Origin of the sequence: Streptomyces sp. ME02-8801-2C (assembly GCF_033793965.1) — a bacterium.
GTDB lineage: Bacteria > Actinomycetota > Actinomycetes > Streptomycetales > Streptomycetaceae > Streptomyces.
Window position 1 is genome coordinate 64587 of the sequence record NZ_JARAXP010000001.1, and the last position, 26080, is coordinate 90666.

The 26080-nt window shown below is 69.7% G+C and carries 22 protein-coding genes; 20 read left to right on the top strand and 2 right to left on the bottom strand.

The features are described 5' to 3' along the window. Positions 1 to 170: 170 nt before the first annotated feature. Positions 171 to 719, bottom strand: coding sequence for a carbonic anhydrase (locus PV396_RS00310; protein WP_319199512.1), 549 nt, complete (start codon positions 717 to 719; stop codon positions 171 to 173). Between the two features lie 386 nt (positions 720 to 1105). On the opposite strand from PV396_RS00310, the gene rsmH reads away from it, so the two are divergent. From rsmH to PV396_RS00390, 16 genes are all read left to right on the top strand, one after another. Then, complete coding sequence (gene rsmH, locus PV396_RS00315; RefSeq protein ID WP_319199513.1) at positions 1106 to 2062, top strand: 16S rRNA (cytosine(1402)-N(4))-methyltransferase RsmH; 957 nt, start codon at positions 1106 to 1108, stop codon at positions 2060 to 2062. 97 nt (positions 2063 to 2159) lie between these two features. Beyond that, entirely contained in the window at positions 2160 to 2774 is a 615-nt protein-coding gene (locus PV396_RS00320) for a hypothetical protein (protein WP_319199514.1), read from the top strand. A gap of 5 nt (positions 2775 to 2779) precedes the next feature. Further along, positions 2780 to 4732, top strand: coding sequence for a penicillin-binding protein 2 (locus tag PV396_RS00325; protein WP_319199515.1), 1953 nt, complete (start codon positions 2780 to 2782; stop codon positions 4730 to 4732). 30 nt (positions 4733 to 4762) lie between these two features. Continuing rightward, positions 4763 to 6436 (top strand): UDP-N-acetylmuramoyl-L-alanyl-D-glutamate--2,6-diaminopimelate ligase, encoded by a 1674-nt coding sequence (locus PV396_RS00330; RefSeq protein ID WP_319199516.1) that lies wholly within the window; start codon positions 4763 to 4765, stop codon positions 6434 to 6436. Between the two features lie 4 nt (positions 6437 to 6440). Further along, complete coding sequence (locus PV396_RS00335) at positions 6441 to 7871, top strand: UDP-N-acetylmuramoyl-tripeptide--D-alanyl-D-alanine ligase (protein WP_319199517.1); 1431 nt, start codon at positions 6441 to 6443, stop codon at positions 7869 to 7871. Continuing rightward, the gene (mraY, locus tag PV396_RS00340) at positions 7871 to 8959 is read left to right on the top strand and encodes a phospho-N-acetylmuramoyl-pentapeptide-transferase (protein WP_319200580.1); all 1089 of its coding nucleotides are present in this window, start codon (positions 7871 to 7873) and stop codon (positions 8957 to 8959) included. Before PV396_RS00335 ends, mraY begins: the two co-directional genes overlap by 1 nt. Next, a complete protein-coding gene (murD, locus tag PV396_RS00345; protein ID WP_319199518.1) occupies positions 8941 to 10383 on the top strand; it encodes a UDP-N-acetylmuramoyl-L-alanine--D-glutamate ligase in 1443 nt (480 codons plus the stop codon). Before mraY ends, murD begins: the two co-directional genes overlap by 19 nt. Positions 10384 to 10552: 169 nt before the next feature. Continuing rightward, positions 10553 to 11923, top strand: a complete 1371-nt coding sequence (gene ftsW, locus PV396_RS00350) for a putative lipid II flippase FtsW (RefSeq protein WP_319199519.1) — start codon at positions 10553 to 10555, stop codon at positions 11921 to 11923. A gap of 6 nt (positions 11924 to 11929) precedes the next feature. Then, on the top strand, positions 11930 to 13021 hold the full coding sequence (gene murG / locus PV396_RS00355; RefSeq protein ID WP_319199520.1) for an undecaprenyldiphospho-muramoylpentapeptide beta-N-acetylglucosaminyltransferase: 1092 nt from the start codon (positions 11930 to 11932) through the stop codon (positions 13019 to 13021). A gap of 25 nt (positions 13022 to 13046) precedes the next feature. Continuing rightward, positions 13047 to 13865 carry a cell division protein FtsQ/DivIB gene (locus PV396_RS00360; RefSeq protein ID WP_319199521.1) on the top strand — a complete coding sequence of 273 codons (819 nt, stop codon included), beginning with the start codon at positions 13047 to 13049 and terminating at the stop codon, positions 13863 to 13865. Between the two features lie 275 nt (positions 13866 to 14140). Then, a complete protein-coding gene (gene ftsZ / locus PV396_RS00365) occupies positions 14141 to 15334 on the top strand; it encodes a cell division protein FtsZ (protein WP_319199522.1) in 1194 nt (397 codons plus the stop codon). Next, complete coding sequence (gene pgeF / locus PV396_RS00370) at positions 15331 to 16068, top strand: peptidoglycan editing factor PgeF (RefSeq protein WP_319199523.1); 738 nt, start codon at positions 15331 to 15333, stop codon at positions 16066 to 16068. Before ftsZ ends, pgeF begins: the two co-directional genes overlap by 4 nt. 6 nt (positions 16069 to 16074) lie before the next feature. Beyond that, positions 16075 to 16794, top strand: a complete 720-nt coding sequence (locus PV396_RS00375) for a YggS family pyridoxal phosphate-dependent enzyme (RefSeq protein WP_319199524.1) — start codon at positions 16075 to 16077, stop codon at positions 16792 to 16794. A 130-nt stretch (positions 16795 to 16924) separates the two neighbouring features. Beyond that, positions 16925 to 17584, top strand: coding sequence for a cell division protein SepF (locus PV396_RS00380; RefSeq protein ID WP_319199525.1), 660 nt, complete (start codon positions 16925 to 16927; stop codon positions 17582 to 17584). A gap of 85 nt (positions 17585 to 17669) precedes the next feature. After that, a complete protein-coding gene (locus tag PV396_RS00385) occupies positions 17670 to 17960 on the top strand; it encodes a YggT family protein (RefSeq protein ID WP_319199526.1) in 291 nt (96 codons plus the stop codon). A 46-nt stretch (positions 17961 to 18006) separates the two neighbouring features. Further along, the gene (locus PV396_RS00390; RefSeq protein WP_319199527.1) at positions 18007 to 19284 is read left to right on the top strand and encodes a DivIVA domain-containing protein; all 1278 of its coding nucleotides are present in this window, start codon (positions 18007 to 18009) and stop codon (positions 19282 to 19284) included. Between the two features lie 167 nt (positions 19285 to 19451). Here the strand turns inward: PV396_RS00390 and ileS are convergent, their stop codons facing one another. Beyond that, complete coding sequence (gene ileS, locus PV396_RS00395; protein ID WP_319199528.1) at positions 19452 to 22601, bottom strand: isoleucine--tRNA ligase; 3150 nt, start codon at positions 22599 to 22601, stop codon at positions 19452 to 19454. A 579-nt stretch (positions 22602 to 23180) separates the two neighbouring features. Between ileS and PV396_RS00400 the strand changes: the two genes are divergently transcribed. The 4 genes from PV396_RS00400 to PV396_RS00415 all read left to right on the top strand — a co-directional run bounded on the left by PV396_RS00400 (position 23181) and on the right by PV396_RS00415 (position 26059). Beyond that, entirely contained in the window at positions 23181 to 23945 is a 765-nt protein-coding gene (locus tag PV396_RS00400) for a TraR/DksA family transcriptional regulator (protein ID WP_319199529.1), read from the top strand. Between the two features lie 63 nt (positions 23946 to 24008). Next, the gene (gene lspA, locus PV396_RS00405) at positions 24009 to 24581 is read left to right on the top strand and encodes a signal peptidase II (RefSeq protein WP_319199530.1); all 573 of its coding nucleotides are present in this window, start codon (positions 24009 to 24011) and stop codon (positions 24579 to 24581) included. Positions 24582 to 24647: 66 nt separating this feature from the next. Beyond that, positions 24648 to 25592 carry an RluA family pseudouridine synthase gene (locus PV396_RS00410; protein WP_319199531.1) on the top strand — a complete coding sequence of 315 codons (945 nt, stop codon included), beginning with the start codon at positions 24648 to 24650 and terminating at the stop codon, positions 25590 to 25592. Next, positions 25589 to 26059: a GNAT family N-acetyltransferase gene (locus PV396_RS00415; RefSeq protein WP_319199532.1), complete on the top strand. Its 471-nt coding sequence runs from the start codon at positions 25589 to 25591 to the stop codon at positions 26057 to 26059. The genes PV396_RS00410 and PV396_RS00415 overlap by 4 nt, the downstream gene beginning before the upstream one ends. Positions 26060 to 26080 lie beyond the last annotated feature (21 nt).

A 26080-nucleotide genomic window follows, 5' to 3' on the forward strand; every position in this document is an offset into this window, starting at 1 on the left:
CGGAAAGAGTTCCGCGCGACGCCACACCCGCATTCTTGTTGCCGTTACCGGTTCGTGTCACTCGCCTGTGGATAACTGGCAGGGGTATGTCTGATTTTCAGGGCTTTTCAGCCCTGAAGTGAAGGGTAAATTTCGTAGAGACATACGTACGGATGGGCGGTCCGGTTCGGTCAAGCGGGATCGATCTCGCGCAGCAGGCCCGACTTCACGTCGAAGACGAAGCCGCGGACGTCGTCCGTGTGCAGCAGGAACGGGTTGGTGCGCACGCGCTGCATCGACTGGCGTACGTCCTGGTCGACATCGCGGAAGGCCTCCACCGCCCACGCCGGACGCTGTCCGACCTCGGCCTCCAGCTCCTGCCGGAAGTCCTCGGTGAGGGACTCCAGGCCGCAGCCGGTGTGGTGGATGAGTATGACGCTGCGGGTGCCGAGCGCCCGCTGGCTGATGGTGAGGGAGCGGATCACGTCGTCGGTGACCGCGCCGCCCGCGTTGCGGATGGTGTGGCAGTCGCCGAGCTCCAGGCCGAGCGCGGCGTGCAGGTCGAGACGGGCGTCCATGCAGGCCACGACCGCCACCTTGAGCACCGGGCGGGCGTCCATCCCCGGGTCGGTGAAAGCCGCCGCGTACTGCCCGTTCGCCTCGACGAGGCGGTCGATGACGGTCTCGGCGGTGGCTATGGCGCCTTCGGGTCCGGTGGGAACTGATGCGGAAGTCGTCATAGGCATGACGGTACTGGTCACGTCCCTTCCGGGCCCGCTGTGAGAGGGGACAAAGAACATCAATGAGTGTTGTTGTGAGGTAACCCACACGGGTGGTGTGAGTGTGCCCCTACGGGTGATTGCGGCGGAATTGCGGCTTGCCGGGCAGGGCCGTGCGACGCGCAGGCCGGTTGATTGACCGCGCGACACCGTGGACTAAAGTGACGCGAAGCGGGAGCCGAGACTCCCTGCTGGATTGTTAGATCCCCGCGTGCGCGGCGCGTACGTACGGCTCGGCCTCCTCCCGCTCCCGGTCGGCTGACGCTTTTGGCGCCGGCGGGCCCGCCTTCTTCGAGCGGCCCGGGATCCGGTGGTGCGTAACGGCCGGCCCGACCTGAGAGGGCCCCTTGAGCCAGAGTCGACATGTCCCGGTGATGCTCCAGCGGTGCCTGGACCTGTTGGCCCCCGCACTGGAGCGGCCCGAAGCGGTCGTCGTCGACTGCACCCTCGGCCTCGGCGGCCACAGCGAGGCACTGCTCGCCCGTTTCCCCGAGGTCCGGCTGGTCGCCCTCGACCGCGACAAGGAGGCCCTGCGCCTCTCCGGGGAACGGCTCGCCCCCTTCGGCGCGCGGGCCGACCTGGTGCACGCGGTCTACGACGAACTGCCCGACGTACTCGACCGGCTGGGCCTGCCCAAGGTCGACGGAGTCCTGTTCGACCTCGGAGTCTCCTCCATGCAACTCGACGAGGCCGACCGCGGGTTCGCCTACGCCCAGGACGCCCCCCTCGACATGCGCATGGACCAGACGACGGGCATCAGCGCCGCCGAGGTCCTCAACACCTACCCCGCCGGTGAACTCGTCCGGATCCTGCGGGCGTACGGCGAGGAGAAGCAGGCCAAGCGGATTGTCTCCGCGGTCGTGCGCGAGCGTGACAAGGAGCCCTTCAGCAACAGCGCCCGGCTCGTCGAACTGATCCGCGACTCGCTGCCGCAGGCCGCCAAGCGCACCGGGGGCAACCCCGCCAAGCGCACCTTCCAGGCGCTGCGCATCGAGGTCAACGGTGAACTGACCGTCCTGGAAAGGGCGATCCCGGCCGCGGTGAAAGCGCTCGCCCTCGGCGGCCGGATCGCCGTCCTGTCGTACCACTCGCTCGAAGACCGGCTGGTCAAGCAGGTGTTCGCGGCCGGCGCCGCCAACACGGCGCCCCCCGGACTGCCGGTCGTGCCTGAGCGCTACCAGCCCCGGCTCAAGCTGCTCACCCGTGGTGCCGAACTTCCCACCGAGGAAGAGGTCGCCGAGAACCGGCGAGCCGCCCCGGCGCGACTGCGTGGGGCTCAGCGCATCAGGGAGGACGCCGAGTGAGACGTACGGAGGGGACGGCGGGGGAGCGGGAGACCCCGGAGTCGCCGGGCGGTGAGCGGGCAGGCGCGTGGGAAGAACCGACTCGCGGGGAGGGTGAGTGAGTAGCAGACCCGAACTCAGGGGCCGGGCCGCCCGCCTCGCCAGGCTCTTCCCCGCGGGACCGGGGCAGGCCGCCCGTACCCCCTTCGTCCTGCTCGTCGTCTTCCTGCTGGGCGGCGGACTCATCGGGCTCCTCGTACTGAACTCCGCGCTCAGCGAAGGCGGGTTCCGGCTCGACGACCTCCAGAAGGACACCAAGAGCCTCACCGACGAGGAACAGGCGCTCCAGCGGGACGTGGACGCCTACGCCGCGCCCGACGCCCTTCAGCGCCGGGCCAAGCAGCTCGGCATGGTGCCCGGCGGCGACCCGGCCTTCCTCGACCCCGACGGCACCGTCAGGGGTGTCCCGGAGGCGGCTGAGCAGGCGGAACAGGCCGCACTGAGGATCCCGGCGCTGATCCCGCCCCAGGTGACTGCCCCCGAGCCGGTGCCCAGCCCCGCGCCTACCTCCACACCGGCCTCCACGCAGGCCCCCGGTTCCACCCCGACTCCCGCCTCCGAGTCGACTCCCGTCCCTGAGCCGACACCCACGCCGACCCCCTCCGCACCGGCGTCCCCGGCGCAGGCGCCCGCAGCCACCCCCGCTCTCTCCTCCACGACCCCCGGCAGGTGACGGAAGTGTCCGACAGGGAACCGCCGCGCCGCCGGGTGCCCGCCCCGGCCAGGTCCGCCCGCCCCGGAGCCCCCCGGCGTCCGGGCCCCGGCGCCCGCCCCGCCCGTCGTCCCGTCGCCGGCCGCCCCACCGGGCCGAAGGTCATCCGGCTCGGCAGCCCCCGGCCCCGGCTGCGCATGGTCAGCCTCGGGCTGGCCCTGGTGATGATCGCCTTCGTCGTACGGCTGCTCCAGGTGCAGGCCGTCGACGCGAGCGTGTACGCCGCCATGGCCGAGCAGAACCGGTACGTCGGCCGCACCCTGGCCGCCGAACGCGGCGAGATCACCGACCGCAACGGCGTCGAACTGGCGACCAGCGTGGACGCGTACGACATCACCGCCGACCCGACGATGTTCACGCCGAAGAGCACGAAACTGAGCGACGCCCCCGAGCAGGCCGCCGCTCTCCTCGCCCCGATCCTGGGGCAGGACGCCAACGACGTCGCCAGGAAGCTGAAGACGCCGAACACGCGCTACACGCTGCTCGCGCACCGCCAGACCCCGCAGGTGTGGACGCAGATCAAGGACCTGAAGTCCACCCTCGCCGCCAAGTCCGCAACCGACCCGACCACCGTCAACGTCCTCGCCGGTGTGCTGGCCGTGCCCGCGAGCAAGCGTGTCTATCCGAACGGTGGACTGGCCGCCGGACTGCTGGGCTGGGTCAGCGCCGACGGCAAGGGCGGCGGCGGCCTCGAACAGCAGCTGAACGGGGAACTGGCGGGGAAGGACGGCAAGATCCGGTACGCGCAGTCAGGGGGACGCCAGGTGCCCACCGCCGACTCCACCGAGACACCCGCCGTACCCGGTTCCGACGTCGAACTGACCATCGACCGTGACATCCAGTGGGCCGCGCAGAACGCCATCACCGAGCAGGTGAAGGAGTCGAAGGCGGACCGCGGATACGTGATAGTGCAGGACACTCGCACCGGCCAGATCCTGGCCATGGCCAACTCGCCCGGCTTCGACCCCAACGACCTCACCAGGGCGAACCCGGACGCGCTCGGCAACGCGGCCCTCCAGGACGCCTACGAACCCGGCTCCACGGCCAAGGTCATGTCGATGGCCGCCGTGATCGAGGAGAACGTCGCCACGCCCACGACACATGTCGTCGTGCCCAACCGGCTGCACCGAGGAGACCGGCTCTTCAAGGACGACATCAACCACCCGACCTGGTACCTCACCCTCAACGGCGTGCTCGCCAAGTCCAGCAACATCGGCACCATCCTGGCCACCGGCCAACTGGGCAAGACCCAGGCGCGGTCCAACCAGGTCCTCTACTCCTACCTGCGCAAGTTCGGCCTCGGCAGCTACAGCGGACTGGACTTCCCCGGCGAGACCAAGGGCATCCTCGCCCCGCCCGACCAGTGGTCGACCTCCCAGCAGTTCACGATCCCTTTCGGCCAGGGTGTCTCCCTCAACGCGATGCAGGCGGCCTCCGTGTACTCGACGATCGCCAACGGCGGCGTCCGCGTGGAGCCGACCCTGATCCGGGGCACCAAGGGCGCCGACGGCAGGTTCACCCCCGCCGCCGAGCCCAAGAAGACCCGGGTCGTCAGCGCGAGGACGGCGAAGACCCTCGCCAAGATGCTGGAGTCCGTCGTGGACGACGAGGAGGGCACCGGCACCAAGGCGCGCATCCCCGGCTACCGGGTGGCGGGCAAGACGGGTACGGCGAACCGCGTGGATCCGGCCACCGGCCGCTACCACGGCTATACGTCGTCGTTCGCCGGGTTCGCCCCCGCCGACAACCCGCGCATCACCGTGTACTGCGCCATCCAGAACGCCACCAAAGGCAGCTACTTCGGAGGTCAGATCTGTGGCCCCATCTACAAGGAGGTCATGGAGTTCGCCCTGAAGACCCTTCAGGTGCCGCCCACCGGGGCCAAGGCCGCGAATCTCCCCGTGGCCTTCACACCCTGATCAGCACGGAAACCAGCCAGGAAACAGCTCGTGACGACGAACTCACCCGACCCGGGGCACAGCACCCCGGCGCACACCCCGCCCGCGCCCTCACTTCGCTCGTCCGGGGGTGCGCCCGGTACGCTCACCGCCGTGCCACACGCTGATCAGTACCAAACCACCCAGAAGGGCGTTCCTGTGACATATCCGGGGCCGCCAAGGCCGGTTCACGTCTCCGCCACACCCCTCGCGGAACTCGCCGGACAACTGGGTGCCTCGCGGCCCCAGACCACCCAGGACGCCGGAATCACGGGCATCACGCACGACTCGCGCGCGGTGCGCCCCGGCGACCTGTACGCCGCCCTCCCGGGCGCCCGGCTGCACGGCGCCGACTTCGTGACGCAGGCCGCCGGCCTCGGCGCCGCCGCCGTGCTGACCGACCCCACGGGCGCCGAACGCGCCGCCGCCACCGGACTTCCGGTGCTGGTGGCCGACGACCCGCGCGCGCGGATGGGCGAACTGGCGGCCACGATCTACGGCCGTCCGGGGCGCGACCTGCTCCAGATCGGCATCACCGGCACCTCGGGCAAGACCACCACCGCCTACCTCGTCGAGGGCGGCCTCAAGACGGACCGGGCCACCGGACTGATCGGCACGGTCGAGACCCGCATCGGCGACGAGCGCATCAAGTCCGAGCGCACCACACCCGAGGCCACCGATCTCCAGGCCCTGTTCGCCGTGATGCGCGAGCGCGGGGTCGAGGCGGTCGCCATGGAGGTCTCCAGCCACGCGCTGGTCCTCGGCCGGGTCGACGGCTGCGTGTTCGACATCGCCGTTTTCACCAACCTCAGCCCGGAGCACATGGAGTTCCACTCCGACATGGAGGACTACTTCCGGGCCAAGGCGCGGCTGTTCACGCCCGAACGCAGCAAACTCGGGGTCGTCAACCACGACGACCCCTACGGCCGACGCCTCGCCCAGGAGGCCACCGTCCCGGTCGTCACCTTCTCCGCCGAGGGCCACCCGGACGCCGACTGGCGCGCCGAGAACGTCCAGGTCGGCCCGATGGACTCGACGTTCACGGTCGTCGGCCCCAAGGATCAGCGGATCGGCGCGAGGGCGCCGCTCGCCGGCACCTTCAACGTCGCCAACACCCTCGCCGCGATCGTCGCCCTCGCCGAGGCCGGGCTCGACCCGCAGACCGCCGCCGACGGCATCGCCGCCGTACCGGGAGTGCCGGGACGCCTCGAACGGGTGGACGTGGGTCAGCCGTATCTCGCGGTCGTCGACTACGCGCACAAGACGGACGCCGTCGAATCGGTGCTGCGCGCGCTGCGCAAGGTCACCGAGGGCAGCCTGCACGTGGTGCTCGGCTGCGGCGGCGACCGGGACACGACCAAGCGCGCCCCCATGGGTGCCGCCGTGGCCAGGCTCGCCGACACCGCCGTACTGACCTCCGACAACCCCCGTTCCGAGGACCCCCTCGCGATCCTCGCGACCATGCTCCAGGGGGCGGCCTCCGTGCCGGCCCACGAGCGTGGCGAGGTCCAGGTGTTCGAGGACCGGGCCGCGGCCATCGCCGCCGCCGTGGCCCGCGCGCGGCCCGGGGACACCGTGCTGGTCGCCGGCAAGGGCCACGAGCAGGGCCAGGACATCGCCGGAGTGGTTCGTCCCTTCGACGACCGCCAGGTGCTTCGCGAAGCTATCCAGCAGACCCAGGGATGAACTTGTGATCGCCCTCTCTCTCGCCGAGATCGCAGCAGTCGTCGGCGGGCAGACGCACGACATACCGGATCCGTCGGTCCAGGTCACCGGACAGGTCGTCAGGGACTCCCGTGAGGTGGAACCCGGCAGTCTCTTCGTCGCCTTCGCCGGCGAGCGCGTCGACGGCCATGACTTCGCGGCCGCGGTCGTCGAGGCGGGCGCGGTCGCCGTACTGGCGTCCCGGCCGGTCGGCGTGCCCGCGATCGTCGTGGACGACGTCCAGCGGGCGCTGGGCGCCCTCGCCCGGCACGTGGTGCGCAAGCTCGGCGCGACCCTCGTGGCCCTCACCGGCTCCGCGGGCAAGACCAGCACCAAGGACCTGATCGCCCAGGTGCTGCGGCACAAGGCACCGACGGTCTTCACACCCGGCTCCCTCAACAACGAGATCGGGCTGCCGCTGACCGCGCTGAGCGCCACCGAGGAGACCAGGTTCCTGGTCCTGGAGATGGGCGCCCGCGGAATCGGTCACATTCGCTATCTCGCCGAGCTGACGCCCCCACGGATCGGCCTCGTCATCAACGTGGGCACCGCCCACATCGGCGAGTTCGGCGGTCGCGAACAGATCGCACAGGCGAAGGGCGAACTCGTCGAGGCGCTCCCCGCCGAGGCCGACGGCGGCACCGCGATCCTCAACGCGGACGATCCCCTCGTGCGGGCCATGGCGGCTCGAACAAAGGCGAAGGTGATCTTCTTCGGAGAGTCCGGCGAAGCGGACGTACGCGCCGAGAACGTGCGACTCACGGACAGGGGACAGCCCGCCTTCAGGCTCCACACACCCTCCGGTGCAAGCGACGTGACCATGCGCCTGTACGGTGAGCACCACGTGTCGAACGCGCTCGCCGCCGCCGCCGTCGCCCATGAGCTGGGCATGTCCGCAGACGAGATCGCCACCGCGCTCTCCGAGGCGGGCTCCCTCTCCCGCTGGCGGATGGAGGTCACCGAGCGCCCGGACGGCGTGACGATCGTCAACGACGCCTACAACGCGAACCCCGAGTCCATGCGAGCGGCTTTGCGCGCGCTCGCGGCAATGGGCACAGCCGCTCAGGCAAAAGGGGGCCGTACGTGGGCGGTGCTCGGCAAGATGGCCGAGCTCGGGGACGAGGCGCTCGCCGAGCACGACGCGGTCGGACGGCTGGCCGTCCGGCTCAATGTCGGCAAGCTCGTCGCGGTCGGGGGCAGGGAAGCGTCCTGGCTCCAACTGGGCGCATATAACGAGGGTTCGTGGGGTGAGGAGTCGGTGCACGTGTCCGACGCACAGGCGGCTGTCGACCTGTTGCGCAGCGAGCTGCGCCCGGGGGATGTCGTGCTCGTGAAGGCGTCCCGGTCGGTCGGGCTGGAAAGCGTGGCGCAGGCGCTGCTGGCGACCGGTGCCGAGGGTGAGGTTTCCGCCCGATGATGAAGCAGATCCTGTTCGCAGGAGTCATTGGCCTCTTCCTGACCCTGATCGGCACCCCGCTGCTGATCAAGCTCCTGGCCCGCAAGGGCTACGGTCAGTACATTCGCGACGACGGCCCGCGCGAGCACCACGCCAAGCGCGGTACGCCGACGATGGGCGGTATCGCCTTCATCCTGGCGACGATCGCCGCGTACTTCCTCTCCAAGGTCTTCACCGGCCTGGGAGAGGCCGACACGCCCCCGCCGACCTTCTCGGGCGTGCTGGTGATCGGCCTGATGGCGGGCATGGGCCTGGTCGGCTTCCTGGACGACTACATCAAGATCGTCAAGCGCCGCTCGCTCGGTCTGCGGGCCAAGGCGAAGATGGCGGGTCAGCTCGGCGGCGGTATCGCCTTCGCCGTCCTGTCACTGCAGTTCGCGGACAACCGCGGCAACACGCCCGCCTCGACGAAGCTCTCCTTCGTCCAGGACTTCGGCTGGACGATCGGCCCGGTGCTGTTCGTCGCCTGGGCGCTCTTCATGATCCTGGCGATGTCGAACGGCGTGAACCTGACGGACGGTCTGGACGGCCTCGCCACCGGCGCCTCCGTCCTCGTCTTCGGCGCCTACACGTTCATCGGCGTCTGGCAGTTCCAGGAGTCCTGCGCCAACGCGCAGACCCTGACCAACCCCTCCGCCTGTTACGAGGTACGAGATCCGCTCGACCTCGCCGTCGTCGCCTCGGCCCTGATGGGTTCCTGCCTCGGCTTCCTGTGGTGGAACACGTCACCCGCCAAGATCTTCATGGGTGACACCGGTTCGCTGGCCCTGGGCGGCGCGCTCGCCGGCCTCGCGATCTGCTCCCGTACGGAGCTGCTGCTGGCGCTCCTCGGCGGCCTGTTCGTCCTGATCACCATGTCGGTGGTCATCCAGGTCGGCTCGTTCCGCACGACAGGCAAGCGCGTCTTCCGCATGGCGCCACTCCAGCACCACTTCGAACTCAAGGGGTGGTCCGAAGTCCTTGTCGTGGTCCGCTTCTGGATCATCCAGGGCATCTGCGTGATCGTCGGACTGGGCATCTTCTACGCGGGATGGGCGGCCGGAAAGTGACCTCCGGGCAGGGTGGCGACTGGGAAGGCATGCGGGTCACCGTCGCGGGCCTCGGCGTGAGCGGTATCAGCGCCGCCCGCGCCCTGGCCGCGCTCGGCGCCCAGGTCACCGTCGTGGACGGCGGAGACTCCGAGGCCCACCGGGAACGCGCGGCGGCTCTGGACGGCATCGAGGTACGCCTCGGGGACGCGGAGACCCTGCCCGAGGGCACCCAACTGGTCGTCACCTCGCCCGGCTGGAAACCGAGTTCACCGCTCTTCGCGGCGGCGGCCGAGGCGGGCGTGGACGTGGTCGGCGACGTGGAGATCGCCTGGCGGCTGCGCGGCCGGGACGGTCGAGAACCAGCCCCATGGCTGGCGATCACCGGCACCAACGGCAAGACGACCACCACCCAGATGCTCGCGTCGATCCTGCGCGCGGCAGGCCTGCGTACGGCCGCCGTCGGCAACATCGGCACGCCGATCATCGACGTCGTCCTCGGCGACGAGCCGTACGACGTCCTGGCCGTCGAACTCTCCAGCTACCAGCTCCACTGGGCGCCCTCCCTGCGCGCCCACTCCGCCGCCGTCCTCAACATCGCCCCCGACCACCTCGACTGGCACGGTTCCATGGAGGCGTACGCCGCCGACAAGGGCCGTATCTACGAGGGCAATCGGGTCGCCTGTGTCTACAACGTTGCCGACAAGGCAACCGAGGACCTGGTGCGCGGCGCGGACGTCGAGGAGGGGTGCCGCGCCATCGGGTTCACGCTCGGTGCGCCCGGACCGTCCCAACTCGGCGTCGTGGACGGCATCCTGGTCGACCGCGCGTTCGTGGAGAACCGGCAGCGGAACGCCCAGGAACTGGCCGAGATCGGGGACGTCAACCCGCCCGCACCGCACAACATCGCCAACGCCCTTGCCGCAGCTGCCCTCGCCCGCGCCTTCGGGGTGCCCGCGAAGGCGGTCCGGGACGGCCTGCGGGCCTTCACCCCGGACGCGCACCGCATCGCGCACGTGGCCGACGTGGACGACGTCGCGTACATCGACGACTCCAAGGCGACCAACACCCACGCGGCCGAGGCCTCCTTGGCGGCGTACGAGTCGATCGTGTGGATCGCCGGCGGACTCGCCAAGGGCGCGACCTTCGACGAACTCGTCGCCAAGTCGGCAAAGCGACTTCGCGGGGTGGTGCTGATCGGCGCCGACCGTGCGCTGATCGGCGAAGCGCTCGCGCGACACGCGCCGGAAGTACCCGTCGTCGACCTCGACCGGACCGACACTGGGGCGATGCGAGCGGCTGTTCAGGAGGCCCGGCGGTTGGCTACGCCGGGCGACACGGTGCTGTTGGCCCCGGCCTGTGCCTCCATGGACATGTTCGCCAACTACAACAAACGCGGTGACGCGTTCGCGCAGGCGGTTCGCGAACTCGGTACGGGGACCTGACGGTCGGTCTTCGGCCGCGGTGCCTGGAGGTACGCGTGAGGTTGGTTGTGGCTCGGGAACTGTCGGTGCGTTGTTCGGTGCCGGTCCGGTGGGGGGCTGGTCGCGCAGTTCCCCGCGCCCCTGAAGGGCCGCTGCGCGCGCCCTTCAGCGGTTGGGCGGGAGGCCTCTGATGCCCAGTAGCCGTACCGGGCGTCCGCCCGTGCAGCGGGCCGTTCGGGTTCGGCGGCCCGCCGCCCCCCGCCCGCCTCGCGACAATCCCGTGCGCACGCTCCACCGGCGGATCCAGCGGGCCTGGGACCGGCCGTTGACCGCGTACTACGTGATTCTCGGCGGGTCGCTGCTGATCACGGTGCTCGGGCTGGTGATGGTCTACTCGGCTTCCCAGATCAAGGCGCTCCAGCTGTCGCTGCCCGGGTCCTACTTCTTCCGCAAGCAGTTCCTCGCCGCCACGATCGGCGGTGTGCTGCTGTTCGTGGCCTCGCGCATGCCGGTGAAGCTGCACCGGGCGCTCGCCTACCCGATCCTCGCCGGCTCCGTCTTTCTGATGGTCCTCGTCCAGGTGCCCGGGATAGGGCTGTCCATCAACGGCAACCAGAACTGGATCTCGCTGGGCGGCTCCTTCCAGATCCAGCCGAGCGAGTTCGGCAAGCTCGCCCTGGTGCTGTGGGGCGCCGACCTGATTGCCCGCAAGGAGGACAAGCGGCTGCTCACGCAGTGGAAGCACATGCTGGTGCCGCTGGTCCCGGTGACGTTCATGCTGCTCGGCCTGATCATGCTCGGCGGCGACATGGGGACGGCGATCATCCTCACCGCCATCCTGTTCGGCCTGCTGTGGCTGGCCGGGGCGCCCACGCGGCTGTTCGTGGGTGTGCTGTCCGTCGCCGCGTTCATCGGGCTCGTCCTCATCAAGACGAGCCCCAACCGCATGGCCCGCTTCCAGTGCATCGGCGCCACCGAACCGGGCACCGGGGCCAACTCCTGCTGGCAGGCGGTGCACGGAATCTACGCGCTCGCCTCCGGTGGCCTGTTCGGTTCGGGCCTCGGCGCGAGTATGGAAAAATGGGGGCAACTCCCCGAAGCGCACACCGACTTCATCTTTGCCGTCACCGGTGAGGAACTGGGCCTGGCGGGGACGCTGTCGGTGCTCGCCCTCTTCGCGGCTCTAGGCTATGCGGGTATCCGCGTGGCCGGACGCACGGAGGACCCCTTCGTGAGGTACGCCGCGGGAGGTGTGACCACCTGGATCACCGCTCAGGCGGTGATCAACATCGGTGCGGTGCTCGGCCTGCTGCCGATCGCCGGTGTCCCGCTCCCGCTGTTCTCCTACGGGGGTTCCGCCCTGTTGCCGACCATGTTCGCCGTGGGACTGCTGATCGCCTTCGCCCGCGACGAACCGGGTGCGCGGGCGGCGCTTTCGTTGCGGCAACCCCGCTTTGGTAGAAAGCGGGGGGCCGGGGGTCCGGTGTCCGATCGGAGCCCCCGGAGATGGAACACGATGAGACGGCGTGCCTCGGCGGCGCGTACGTCCGGAGAGCGGTGAATTTCGGTGCATGTCGTACTCGCCGGTGGGGGGACCGCCGGCCACATCGAGCCCGCGCTCGCCCTCGCGGACGCCCTGCGCAGGCAGGATCCCACCGTGGGGATCACGGCCCTGGGCACGGAACGCGGTCTGGAGACCCGGCTCGTTCCCGAGCGGGGCTATGACCTGGCGCTGATCCCGGCGGTCCCACTGCCGCGCAAGCCCACCCCCGAACTGATCACCGTCCCCGGGCGGCTGCGCGGCACGATCAAGGCCGCCGAGCAGATCCTGGAACGCACCAAGGCGGACGCGGTCGTCGGCTTCGGCGGCTATGTGGCCCTGCCCGGCTACCTCGCCGCCAAGCGCCTGGGCGTGCCGATCGTCGTCCACGAGGCGAACGCCCGGCCCGGCCTCGCCAACAAGATCGGCTCGCGGTACGCCGCGCAGGTCGCCGTCTCCACCCCGGACAGCAAGCTCCGCGACGCCCGCTACATCGGCATCCCGCTGCGCCGTTCGATCGCCACCCTCGACCGGGCCGCCGTACGGCCCCAGGCGCGGGCCGCGTTCGGGCTCGACCCGAGTCTGCCGACGCTGCTGGTCTCCGGCGGCTCGCAGGGCGCCCGGCACCTCAACGAGGTGGTCGAGCGGGTCGCGCCGTACCTCCAGCAGGCCGGCATCCAGGTGCTGCACGCGGTCGGCCCGAAGAACGAACTGCCGCAGGTCCACCAGATGCCGGGGATGCCCCCCTACATCCCGGTACCGTACGTGGACCGGATGGACCTCGCGTACGCCGCGGCCGACATGATGCTGTGCCGCGCGGGCGCGATGACCGTCGCCGAACTCTCCGCCGTGGGACTCCCGGCCGCCTACGTCCCGCTGCCCATCGGCAACGGCGAACAGCGGCTGAACGCCCAGCCGGTGGTCAAGGCCGGCGGTGGACTTCTGGTCGACGACGCGGAACTGACCCCCGAGTGGGTGCAGCGGCAGGTCCTTCCCGTGCTCGCCGACCCGCACCGGCTGTACGAGATGTCCCGGGCCGCCAGCGAGTTCGGGCGCCGGGACGCCGACGAGCTGCTCGTCGGCATGGTGTACGAGGCGATCGCCTCGCGCCACCGCTAGGCGACGAAGAGGAAGGCAGGCAGGCGTGGCCGGAGGAGCGACGACCGCCGAACGCGGCGAACGACAGCAGGACCCCTCCCGCCCGCCCCGCCTGCCGGGCCTCGTCCGCCGGTTGGGGCCACGCAGGCTTCGTATGATCGTCATCCTGGCCCTCGCCCTGGTCCTCCTCGGCGGGGGCGCCCTCTGGGTGCTCTACGGATCCCGGTGGACCCATGTGGAGCGCGTGTCGGTCTCGGGGACCGAGGTTCTGACGCAGGCGCAGGTGCGCGAAGCCGCCGATGTGCCCGTCGGGAAACCGCTCGTTTCCGTCGACGTGGACGCCATTGAGTCCCGACTGCTCAGGAAATTGCCCCGAATTGACTCGGTTGAGGTCGCTCGGTCCTGGCCGCATGGAATCGGGCTGAAAGTGGTCGAACGCACCCCTGTCCTGATTGTCGAAAGCACCGGTAAAGGGGGCAAGTATGTCGAAGTGGACGCGAAAGGCGTGCGATTCGCGACGGTTTCAGTTGCCCCGGAAGGTGTACCCGCATTGCAATTGACGCTGTCCGGGGCCGGATCGCAGACCGCCAGTCTGCGCCGCTTCGGCAGCGACAGACTGGTGCGCGAGGCCGTACGGGTGGCAGGCGACCTGCCGAGTGCCGTCGCGCGCGCCGTCAAGGCGGTCGAGGTCCGCTCGTACGACTCCATCTCGCTGGAGTTGGGCGACGGCCGGACCGTCGCGTGGGGGAGCGGCGAGAGGGGCGGTGCGAAGGCCCGTGCGCTCACCGCTCTGATGAAAGCGGCTCCCGGTGCGCGGCACTTCGACGTGAGCGTCCCCACCGCCCCCGCGTCATCAGGGAGTTGACGTCTGTCGGCGCAGGCCAGCACCCTGGTTGGGCATCGCTATGGCTGATCACATAGGGTGAAAAGAAAAACGGGAGGTTCGGCGTGTTCGTTGAACGTGCGCCACTTGTCGACTTAGTGTCCTGTTCGGAAGAGTCCAAGGAACAGACACACTGGTAACCCTAAACTTCAACGTTAGGGTTCGGGTCGGCGTTCGGACCGTCCCACTTCGGCATGAGTTGTCCGTTCGCCGCACCGCGAACGGCGACACGTAACTCGAGGCGAGAGGCCTTCGACGTGGCAGCACCGCAGAACTACCTCGCAGTCATCAAAGTCATCGGTGTCGGCGGCGGTGGTGTCAACGCCATCAACCGGATGATCGAGGTCGGTCTGAAGGGCGTCGAGTTCATCGCCATCAACACCGATGCTCAGGCGCTGTTGATGAGCGACGCCGACGTCAAGCTCGACGTCGGCCGCGAACTCACCCGCGGACTCGGCGCCGGCGCCAACCCGGCCGTCGGCCGCAAAGCGGCAGAGGACCACCGCGAGGAGATCGAGGAGGTCCTCAAGGGGGCCGACATGGTCTTCGTGACAGCCGGCGAGGGCGGCGGCACCGGCACCGGCGGCGCGCCCGTCGTGGCCAACATCGCCCGCAACCTCGGCGCCCTCACCATCGGCGTGGTCACCCGCCCGTTCACCTTCGAGGGACGGCGCCGCGCCAACCAGGCCGAGGACGGCATCGCGGAACTCCGCGAAGAGGTCGACACCCTCATCGTCATCCCCAACGACCGGCTGCTGTCCATCTCGGACCGCCAGGTCTCGGTCCTCGACGCGTTCAAGTCGGCGGACCAGGTCCTGCTCTCCGGTGTCCAGGGCATCACCGACCTGATCACCACCCCCGGTCTGATCAACCTCGACTTCGCCGACGTCAAGTCCGTGATGTCCGAGGCCGGTTCGGCCCTCATGGGCATCGGCTCGGCCCGCGGCGACGACCGCGCGGTGGCGGCGGCCGAGATGGCGATCTCCTCGCCGCTCCTCGAGGCCTCCATCGACGGTGCCCGGGGCGTCCTGCTCTCCATCTCCGGCGGCTCCGACCTCGGTCTGTTCGAGATCAACGAGGCCGCCCAGCTGGTCAGCGAGGCCGCACACCCCGAGGCCAACATCATCTTCGGCGCGGTCATCGACGACGCGCTCGGTGACGAGGTCCGGGTCACGGTCATCGCGGCCGGCTTCGACGGGGGCCAGCCCCCGGCCAAGCGCGACAACATCCTCGGCTCGGCCGGCGCCAAGCGCGACGAACCGACGCCGGTCCGGCCCTCCGCCGAGAGCCGTCCGTCCTTCGGGTCGCTCGGCAGCGTCACGCCGCGGGAGGCCCCGGCACCCGCCCCGGAGCCGGTCAACGAACTCCCGGTCTCCCCGCCGGTCCCGCCGTCCCGGTCCTACTCGGACAGTGCGGCCGAGGAACTGGACGTGCCGGACTTCCTGAAGTGATAGGACAGCGCTCCGAAACGAGCGACACGAGCGGCGCGCACTTCGCCTTCACCGACCGGTGGGGCGGAGTGAGCGCCGTTCCGTACGAGGAGCTCAACCTCGGCGGCGCGGTCGGCGACGACCCGGCCGCCGTCCGCACGAATCGTGAACAGGCCGCCAAGTCCCTGGGTCTCGACCCGGAGCGGGTGGTCTGGATGAACCAGGTGCACGGCAACGACGTCGCCGAGGTCGACGGGCCGTGGGCCGGCAGGCCCGTCCCGCCCGTCGACGGACTGGTCACGGCGACCAGCGGTCTCGCTCTCGCCGTCCTCACCGCCGACTGCGTCCCGGTTCTGCTGGCCGACCCGGTCGCCAAGGTGGTCGCCGCGGCCCACGCGGGCCGGCCCGGACTGGTCGCCGGGGTCGTCCCCGCCGCCGTGAAAGCCATGGAGTCGCTGGGCGCCGACCCCGCCCGCATCGTCGCCCGCACCGGCCCGGCGGTCTGCGGCCGGTGCTACGAAGTTCCGCGGGAGATGCGCGCCGACGTCGCCGCCGTCGAACCCGCCGCGGCGGCCGAGACCAGCTGGGGCACCCCGGCGGTCGACGTGGTCGCGGGAGTGCACGCACAGCTGGAGCGGCTCGGGGTGCGCGACCGGCAGCAGTCGCCGGTGTGCACGCGGGAGTCAGCCGACCACTTCTCGTACCGCCGAGACCGCACGACCGGGCGGCTCGCAGGCTATGTCTGGCTGGACTGATAGGACATGACAGACCGTAAGCGCGAACTCGCCGCAAATCTGGCGGCAGTCGAGGAGCGTATCGCGAGGGCCTGCGCGGCCGCGGGCCGCAAGCGGGAGGAGGTGACGCTGATCGTCGTCACCAAGACCTATCCCGCGAGCGATGTGCGGATCCTGTGGGAGCTCGGTGTGCGGCATGTGGCCGAGAACCGTGACCAGGACGCGGCACCCAAGGCCCAGGAATGTGCGGATCTGTCGCTCACCTGGCACTTCGTGGGTCAGTTGCAGACCAACAAGGTGCGTTCCGTGGTCGGTTACGCCGGTGTCGTGCAGTCCGTCGACCGTGACCGGCTGGTCTCCGGGCTGTCCAAGGAGGCCGTACGGGCCGGGCGCGAGGTGGGTTGTCTGATCCAGGTCGCGCTGGACGCCGGGGAGAGCGGGCGGGGGGAGCGCGGGGGCATGGGGCCGGGCGGGATCGAGGAGTTGGCCGACCTCGTCGCCGGGGCCGAGGGGCTCAGGCTCGACGGGCTGATGACGGTCGCCCCGCTGACCGGACCGTACGCCGGACGTGAACTTGCGGCGTTCGAGCGGCTGATGGATTTGTCGACTGCTATGCGCCGCAGGCATCCGGCTGCGAACATGGTGTCCGCAGGGATGAGTGCGGACCTCGAAAAGGCCGTGACGGCCGGGGCGACACATGTACGCGTCGGCGGTGCGGTACTCGGAGTCCGTCCCAGGCTCGGGTAACGTCGCCAGGAAGTCGGACCACAGCAGAAAATATGGTCATTATCGCCGAAAGGCGGTCATAACGACCTCGTGGATCACGGGCACTTGGCATTCGTCAGTCGATCCACCACAGAGCGGAGGACTCAGAGCAATGGCCGGCGCGATGCGCAAGATGGCGGTCTACCTCGGCCTCGTGGAGGACGATGGGTACGACGGCCGGGGATTCGACCCCGATGACGACTTCGAGCCCGAACTCGACCCGGAGCCCGAGCGAGACTTGCGGCGGCGTGAGCCCTCGCACCAGCCGCACGGTTCGCATCAGTCCCATCAGCCGCACCAGTCCCAAAGGGATGAATCGGTACGAGTGGTGCAGCCGTCCGCTCCGCGTGATCCGGTGCCGCATTCCGCTTCGCTCGGTGCGGATTCCGGGCGTCCGGCGCGGATCGCGCCCGTGGCGTCCATCACACAAGAACGCCAGAGCCTGGAGAAGAACGCACCGGTGATCATGCCCAAGGTCGTGTCGGAACGAGAGCCTTACCGGATCACCACGCTTCACCCCCGGACGTACAACGAGGCCCGTACCATCGGGGAACACTTCCGTGAGGGCACCCCTGTGATCATGAATCTCACTGAGATGGATGACACAGATGCGAAGCGACTTGTCGACTTTGCGGCCGGTTTGGTGTTTGGTCTTCACGGCAGCATCGAGCGGGTGACGCAGAAGGTGTTCCTGTTGTCGCCTGCTAACGTCGATGTCACGGCGGAGGACAAGGCCCGCATCGCAGAGGGCGGGTTCTTCAACCAGAGCTGAGACGCACGACCGGAACAGCAGTAATCAGGCAATACCAGTAGTAGTACCCAGCAGCACGGAAACAGGGGAGAGGTAAGCGCGGATCATGAGCGTGGTTGGACAGGTTCTCTACATCGCGCTGATGTGCTTCCTCATCGTGCTGATCTTCCGGTTGGTCATGGACTACGTCTTCCAGTTCGCCCGCTCATGGCAGCCCGGCAAGGCGATGGTGGTCGTTCTGGAGGCCACCTACACTGTCACCGATCCACCGCTCAAGCTTCTGCGGCGGTTCATCCCGCCGTTGCGTCTCGGGGGCGTGGCGCTTGACCTGTCCTTCTTCGTACTGATGATCATCGTGTACATCCTGATCACCGTCGTCAGGTCGGTGTTGGTGTGAACGATACGGTCTTGCCGAATGCCGACGACTACGTTGAGGTGAAGAGATGCCATTGACCCCCGAGGATGTGCGGAACAAGCAGTTCACGACCGTCCGCCTCCGAGAAGGCTATGACGAGGACGAGGTCGATGCGTTCCTCGACGAGGTCGAAGCCGAACTGACCCGCCTGCTCCGCGAGAACGAGGACCTGCGCGCCAAGCTGGCCGCTGCCACGCGCGCCGCTGCACAGAACCAGCAGCAGGGCATGCGCAAGCCTCCGGAACAGCAGGACCAGCAGGGCATGCAGCAACAGGGTATGCAGCAACAGGGCATGCCCCAGCAAGGCATGCCTCAGCAGGGAATGCCTCAGCAGGGCATGCGAGGCCCGGGCGGCCCGGTGCCCGCCGGCATATCGGGCCCGCCGCAGCAGCAGATGGGTGGCCCCATGGGTGGCCCGCCCCAGCTGCCCAGCGGTGCGCCGCAGTTGCCCCCCGGCCCCGGTGGCCAGGGCGGTCCGCAGGGTCCCGGCCCGATGGGTCAGGGCCCCATGGGTCAGAACCCGATGCAGGGACAGATGGGTCAGGGCCCCATGGGTCAGGGTCCGATGCAGGGTCAGATGGGCCAGGGCGGCATGCCCGGCCAGATGCAGCAGATGCCCGGTCAGCAGATGCAGGGCCAGATGCAGCAGATGGGCGGCCCGATGGGCGGTCCCATGGGTGGCCCGATGGGCGGCCCCGGCCAGGGTCCCGGTGGCGACAGCGCCGCGCGTGTTCTCTCGCTGGCCCAGCAGACCGCCGACCAGGCGATCGCCGAGGCTCGTTCCGAGGCCAACAAGATCGTCGGCGAGGCACGCAGCCGCGCCGAGGGCCTGGAGCGCGACGCCCGCGCCAAGGCCGACGCTCTTGAGCGGGACGCCCAGGAGAAGCACCGTGTCGCGATGGGCTCCCTGGAGTCCGCCCGCGCCACCCTGGAGCGCAAGGTCGAGGATCTGCGTGGCTTCGAGCGCGAGTACCGCACCCGCCTGAAGTCCTACCTGGAGTCGCAGCTGCGTCAGCTGGAGACCCAGGCCGACGACTCGCTGGCCCCGCCGCGCACTCCGGCCACGGCTTCCCTGCCGCCGTCCCCGGCGCCCTCGATGGCTCCGGCCGGCGCCGGTGCCCCGTCGTACGGCGGCAACCAGGGCATGGGTGGTCCCGGCCCGGCTGCTCCGTCCTACGGCGGCCAGCAGCAGATGTCCCCGGCCATGACCCAGCCCATGGCTCCGGTCCGGCCGCAGGGCCCGTCTCCCATGGGTCAGGCTCCTTCACCGATGCGTGGCTTCCTGATCGACGAGGACGACAACTGACGGCCTCTAGTACGCCTTAGGCGTCGTCGGCGTTCAGGGCGGGGCCCCGGATTTTTCCGGGGCCCCGCCCTTTTTGCGTGGCCCTTCGCCCAGCGAGGACGCCGAGGGCCCGGTCCCGCCAGGTTTCTGGCGGGACCGGGCCCTCGTACGCGCTGTCCGTGTGGCCGTTACGCCTTGCGCAGACGGAACGTCAGCGACAGGCCCTCGTCGGTGAACGGGTCCCCGAAGGTGTCGTCCGCCTCACCCCCGCCGAAGTCCGTCGCCAGGACCTCGTCGGCGATCAGGCCCGAGTGCTCGGCCAGGGCCGCGGTGACCGCCGGGTCGGTGGACGACCAGCGCAGCGCGATACGGTCTGCCACGTCGAGGCCGCTGTTCTTGCGGGCCTCCTGGATCAGCCGGATCGCGTCACGGGCGAGGCCCGCCTGACGCAGCTCCTCCGTGATCTCCAGGTCGAGGGCGACCGTCGCGCCCGAGTCGGACGCCACCGACCAGCCCTCGCGCGGGGTCTCCGTGATGATGACCTCGTCCGGTGCCAGCGCGACCGTCTCGCCGTCGACCTCCACCGACGCCGTGCCCGCGCGCAGGGCGAGGGACAGCTCGGCCGCGTCGGCGTTCGCGACGGACTTCGCGACGTCCTGGACGCGCTTGCCGAACCGCTTGCCCAGGGCGCGGAAGTTGGCCTTGGCGGTGGTGTCGACCAGCGAGCCGCCGACGTCGGAGAGGGACGCGAGGGAGCTGACGTTGAGCTCCTCCGTGATCTGCGCGTGCAGTTCACGGTCGAGGCTGTCGAAGCCGGCCGCCGCGACCAGGGCGCGGGACAGCGGCTGCCGGGTCTTCACGCCCGACTCCGCGCGCGTGGCACGGCCGAGCTCGACCAGCCGCCGTACGAGCACCATCTGCTTCGACAGCTCCGGGTCGATCGCGGACAGGTCCGCCTCGGGCCAGGTGGTCAGATGGACGGATTCCGGGGCGCCCGGCGTCACCGGCACCACCAGGTCCTGCCAGACCCGCTCGGTGATGAACGGGGTCAACGGGGCCATCAGCTTCGTGACGGTCTCGACGACCTCGTGCAGGGTGCGCAGCGCTGCCTTGTCGCCCTGCCAGAAGCGGCGCCGGGACCGGCGGACGTACCAGTTGGACAGGTCGTCGACGAACGCCGACAGGAGCTTGCCGGCGCGCTGGGTGTCGTACGCCTCCAGGGACTGGGTCACCTGGTCGGTGAGCGCGTGGAGTTCGGACAGGAGCCAGCGGTCCAGGACCGGGCGGTCGGCCGGGGCCGGGTCCGCCGCGGAGGGGGCCCAGTTCGACGTACGCGCGTACAGGGCCTGGAAGGCGACCGTGTTCCAGTAGGTGAGGAGCGTCTTGCGGACGACCTCCTGGATGGTGCCGTGTCCGACGCGGCGGGCCGCCCACGGGGAACCGCCGGCCGCCATGAACCAGCGCACCGCGTCCGCGCCGTGCCGGTCCATCAGCGGGATCGGGTCCAGGGTGTTGCCCAGGTGCTTGGACATCTTGCGGCCGTCCTCGGCGAGGATGTGGCCGAGGCACACCACGTTCTCGTAGGACGACTTGTCGAAGACCAGGGTGCCGACCGCCATCAGCGTGTAGAACCAGCCGCGGGTCTGGTCGATGGCCTCGCTGATGAACTGCGCCGGGTAGCGGGACTCGAACAGTTCCTTGTTCTTGTACGGGTATCCCCACTGCGCGAACGGCATCGAACCCGAGTCGTACCAGGCGTCGATGACCTCCGGCACGCGCGTGGCCGTCCGTCCGCAGTCGCCCTGGGGGCAGGCGAAGGTGACAGCGTCGATGAAGGGGCGGTGCGGGTCCAGGCCCGACTGGTCGGTGCCCGTGAGCTCGGTCAGCTCCGCGAGGGAGCCGACGACCGTGAGGTGGTCCTCCTCGCAGCGCCAGATCGGGAGCGGGGTGCCCCAGTAGCGGTTGCGGGAGAGCGCCCAGTCGATGTTGTTGTTCAGCCAGTCGCCGTACCGGCCGTTCTTGACCGTGTCCGGGAACCAGTTGGTCTTCTCGTTCTCCTGGAGGAGACGGTCCTTGACGGCGGTGGTGCGGATGTACCAGGAGGGCTGCGCGTAGTAGAGGAGCGCGGTGTGGCAGCGCCAGCAGTGCGGGTAACTGTGCTCGTACGGGATGTGCTTGAAGAGGAGGCCGCGCTGCTGGAGGTCCTCGGTCAGCTGTTCGTCGGCCTTCTTGAAGAAGACGCCGCCCACGAGGGGGACGTCCGCCTCGAAGGTGCCGTCCGGGCGGACGGGGTTGACGACCGGCAGGCCGTACGAGCGGCAGACCTTGAGGTCTTCCTCACCGAAGGCGGGGGACTGGTGGACCAGGCCCGTACCGTCCTCGGTCGTCACGTACTCCGCGTTGACCACGTAGTGGGTGGGGACGTCCGCCGGGAACTCCACCAGCTCGAACGGACGTTGATAGGACCAGCGCTCCATCTCGGCGCCGGTGAAGGTCTGGCCGGTGGGCTGCCAGTCCTCACCGAGCACCTTGGTGAGCAGCAGCTCGGCGACGACCAGCTTCTCCTCGCCGTTCGTCGCCACCACGTAGGTGACCTCGGGGTGGGCGGCGACCGCGGTGTTGGAGACGAGGGTCCAGGGCGTCGTCGTCCAGACGACGAGAGCGGCCTCGCCGGCCAGCGGACCGGAGGTGAGTGGGAAACGGACGTACACGGACGGGTCGACGACCGTCTCGTAGCCCTGGGCCAGCTCGTGGTCCGACAGGCCCGTGCCGCAGCGCGGACACCAGGGGGCTACGCGGTGGTCCTGGGTCAGCAGGCCCTTGTCGAAGATCGTCTTCAGCGACCACCACACCGACTCGATGTACTCGGGGTCCATCGTGCGGTAGGGGTCGTGGAGGTCGGTCCAGTACCCCATGCGGGTAGTGAGCGCCTCGAAGGCGTCCGTGTGACGGGTCACCGACTCACGGCACTTGGCGTTGAACTCGGCGATGCCGTACGCCTCGATGTCCTGCTTGCCGGAGAAGCCGAGCTCCTTCTCGACCGCCAGCTCCACCGGGAGGCCGTGGCAGTCCCAGCCGGCCTTGCGGGCCACGTGGAAGCCGCGCATGGTGCGGAAGCGGGGGAACACGTCCTTGAAGACGCGGGCCTCGATGTGGTGGGCGCCGGGCATGCCGTTGGCGGTGGGCGGGCCCTCGTAGAACACCCATTCAGGGCGGCCCTCGGACTGCTCGAGGCTCTTGGCGAAGATCTTCTGCTCGTGCCAGAACTCGAGCACGGCGTGCTCGAGGGCGGGCAGGTCGACCTGGGCGGGCACCTGGCGGTACGTCGGCGTTGTCATCAGCGAGCTTCCTCCGGCGGACTTTCTGCCTTCCGTCGGAGGGACGAGAGCCGGAATTCTCCGGACGCCGTGTACGGCGTACTCCCGCGGTACCACCCTCCTTGGCTCCCCGGTGCCTCGTGCGCACCGTTGAGCCCCCTCATTGGGGTCGCGATACCGGGTCTACTGGCCTTGGCTGTGCTGCTCGCCTCGCTGCGGCTTTCTTCCGGCGGCTCCGGGGTGATCTTCGCGTCGCGCTCGCCCCCGGGCTTCCACCGTCCCCGGGTCGCTCTGGGCTGCGTACGCCGCTACTCGTCCCCATCCACGCTTCTCGCTCCGCCCAGTGTACGGCGCCCCACCGACAGCGGCCGACCGGTTTTCCCGCCACCCGAACGGCGCGGGTCCGGTGTCCGGATTCCGGGACGTCCGGCTCGGCGGATTACCCGGCGGAGAGCTGGGCACAACGCTTGCAGGCTCGCCCCGCGGGAGTGGTGGGGCGGGCGAATCGGGTGACGTGCCCCGTTGCCGCGGGACTCAAGTCGATTTATCGTCCCAGCACGATTCGCGTGCAAGATCCCAATATGTGAAGGGGCCGCGGCCATGGTGGCGAAAAAGACCGCCGTACAGCAGTCGGCGTCCAGCAGTTCCACGGGATCCACGGCCGCGGGGGCCTCCGGCGGTGGCAAGGGCACGGACGGGAAGAAGAGCGCCATCGGGAAGAGCGCCGCCGAGAAGACGACGGCCACGAAGGCAGTGGCGGGGAAATCGGCCGCCAAGAAGGCTGTCGTCAGGAAACGCACCTCCACGAAGAGCACGGCCAAGAGCACGGCCAACAAGGCGGGCGCGGCGGAGGCCGCGACGAAGACGGGAGCCACGACAGTGGTTGCGAAGAAGAGTCCGGGCACGGCCACGGCGGCCAAGAAGCCCAGCGCGGTACCCAAGGCGCGGATCGTCGGGGCGGCGGAACCGGGCGAGCTCGCCGTACGCCCCGGTGAGGACCCGTGGACTCCCGAGGAGGTGGCGGAGGCACGCGCCGAACTGCAGTCCGAGGTGGTGCGGCTGCGCGCCGAGATCGCGACCTCGGAGCAGTCGCTCGTGGGGCTCATGCGGGACTCGGGGGACGGCGCGGGCGACGACCAGGCGGACACCGGTACCAAGAACATCACGCGCGAGGGGGAGATGGCACTGGCGGCCAACGCGCGCGAGATGCTGATCCAGGACGAGCGGGCCCTGGAACGGCTGGACGCGGGCACCTACGGCCTGTGCGAGAACTGCGGCAACGCGATCGGCAAGGCACGTATGCAGGCCTTCCCGCGCGCGACGCTGTGCGTCGAGTGCAAGCAGAAGCAGGAGCGACGCTACTGACCGCTTCCCGGGAGGCGTGTCGTACGCTCGTCCTCAGTCAGGAACCTAGGTTGAGGGACTCACGTGGCAGAGGCGGAGCGCATCATCGGTACGCCGGACATCCCAGAGGCGACGGGCGCCGAACCGGAGACCCCGGACGAGCGGCCCCGGGGCAGGCGCCGGATCCTCGTCCTGTTCACGGTCGCCGCGCTGGCGTACGCCCTGGACCTCGTCAGCAAGATGATCGTGGTCGCCAAGCTGGAGCACCACGCGCCGATCGAGATCATCGGGGACTGGCTCAAGTTCGAGGCGATCCGCAACGCGGGCGCCGCCTTCGGCATGGGTGAGGCCTTCACCGTGATCTTCACGGTCATCGCGGCGTCCGTGATCGTCGTGATCGCCCGCCTGGCCCGCAAGCTCTACAGCCTGCCCTGGGCGATCGCGCTCGGTCTGCTGCTCGGCGGCGCGCTGGGCAACCTGACCGACCGCATCTTCCGCTCGCCGGGCGTCTTCGAGGGCGCGGTCGTCGACTTCATCGCGCCCAAGCACTTCGCGGTCTTCAACCTCGCCGACTCGGCGATCGTCTGCGGCGGCATCCTGATCGTCCTGCTGTCCTTCAAGGGCCTCGACCCGGACGGGACCGTCCACAAGGACTGAGGGCCCGAGCGGGGTTTGTCCACAGGCCCGGTCGGGGGTGCCGGGCCCGTCCGGCATACTCGACAGGTGAGTACGATTCCCGAGATCCGTAACCTGCCCGTGCCGGACGGCCTGGAGGGCGAGCGCGTAGACGCCGCCATCTCCCGGATGTTCGGCTTCTCCCGTACGAAAGCAGCCGAGCTGGCCGCAGCCGGGAAGGTCATGGTCGACGGCTCGGTGGTCGGCAAGTCGGAGCGGGTGCACGGCGGCGCCTGGCTCGAGGTCGAGATGCCGCAGGCGCCCGCGCCCGTGCAGGTGGTCGCCGAGCCGGTCGAGGGCATGGAGATCGTGCACGACGACGACGACATCGTCGTGATCGTCAAGCCCGTCGGCGTGGCCGCGCACCCGTCGCCCGGCTGGACCGGGACGACCGTCATCGGCGGCCTCGCCGCCGCCGGCTACCGCATCTCCACCTCCGGTGCCGCCGAGCGCCAGGGCATCGTGCACCGGCTCGACGTGGGCACCTCCGGCCTGATGGCGGTCGCCAAGTCGGAGCGCGCGTACACGTCGCTCAAGCGCCAGTTCAAGGAGCGCACGGTCGACAAGCGCTACCACACGCTGGTCCAGGGCCACCCCGACCCGATGAGCGGCACGATCGACGCGCCCATCGGCCGGCACCCCAACCACGACTACAAGTGGGCGGTCACGGCCGAGGGCAAGCCGTCCGTCACGCACTACGACCTCATTGAGGCGTTCCGCGCGGCCTCCCTGCTCGATGTGAAGCTGGAGACGGGCCGCACCCACCAGATCCGCGTCCACATGGCCGCCCACCGCCACCCCTGCGTCGGCGACCTCACGTACGGCGCGGACCCGACGCTTGCCAAGCGGCTCGGCCTGACCCGCCAGTGGCTGCACGCCGTACGCCTCGGCTTCGAGCACCCGGGGGACGGCACGTGGGTCGAGTTCGAGAGCGACTACCCCGACGACCTGGCCACCGCCCTGGAGCGGGTGCGTGAGGAGACGTACGGATGACCCTGCCGTCGTACGTGGTGCGTGTCGCCGAGGACCCCGCCGACCGCGAGGCCTGCTTCGCGGTGCGCAAGGAGGTCTTCGTCGTCGAGCAGCGGGTGCCGGAGGATCTGGAGTACGACGAGTTCGACGCGGGCGCGCTGCATGTGCTGGCCGTCCGGGAGGACGGGGTGGCGCTCGGTACGGGGCGGTTGCTGTACGGGCCGGCTGCGGCCGGGCGGACCGGGGGTGATCTGTCCGTGGGGTCGCTCGGGCGGCTCGCGGTGCGGAAGGAAGCGCGGGGGTTGGGGGTGGGGGTTGCCCTGGTGCGGGGGATCGAGGGGGCGGCTCGTGGGCTGGGGCTTGTCGCCGTGGATCTGCATGCGCAGACCGCTGCGGCGGGGTTTTACGAGCGGCTCGGTTATGTGGGGTACGGGGGCGAGTTCTTCGAGGCGGGGATCGCGCATCTTGGGATGCGGCGCCGTTTTTAGGGTTTTCTCCCGCCGGCGCAC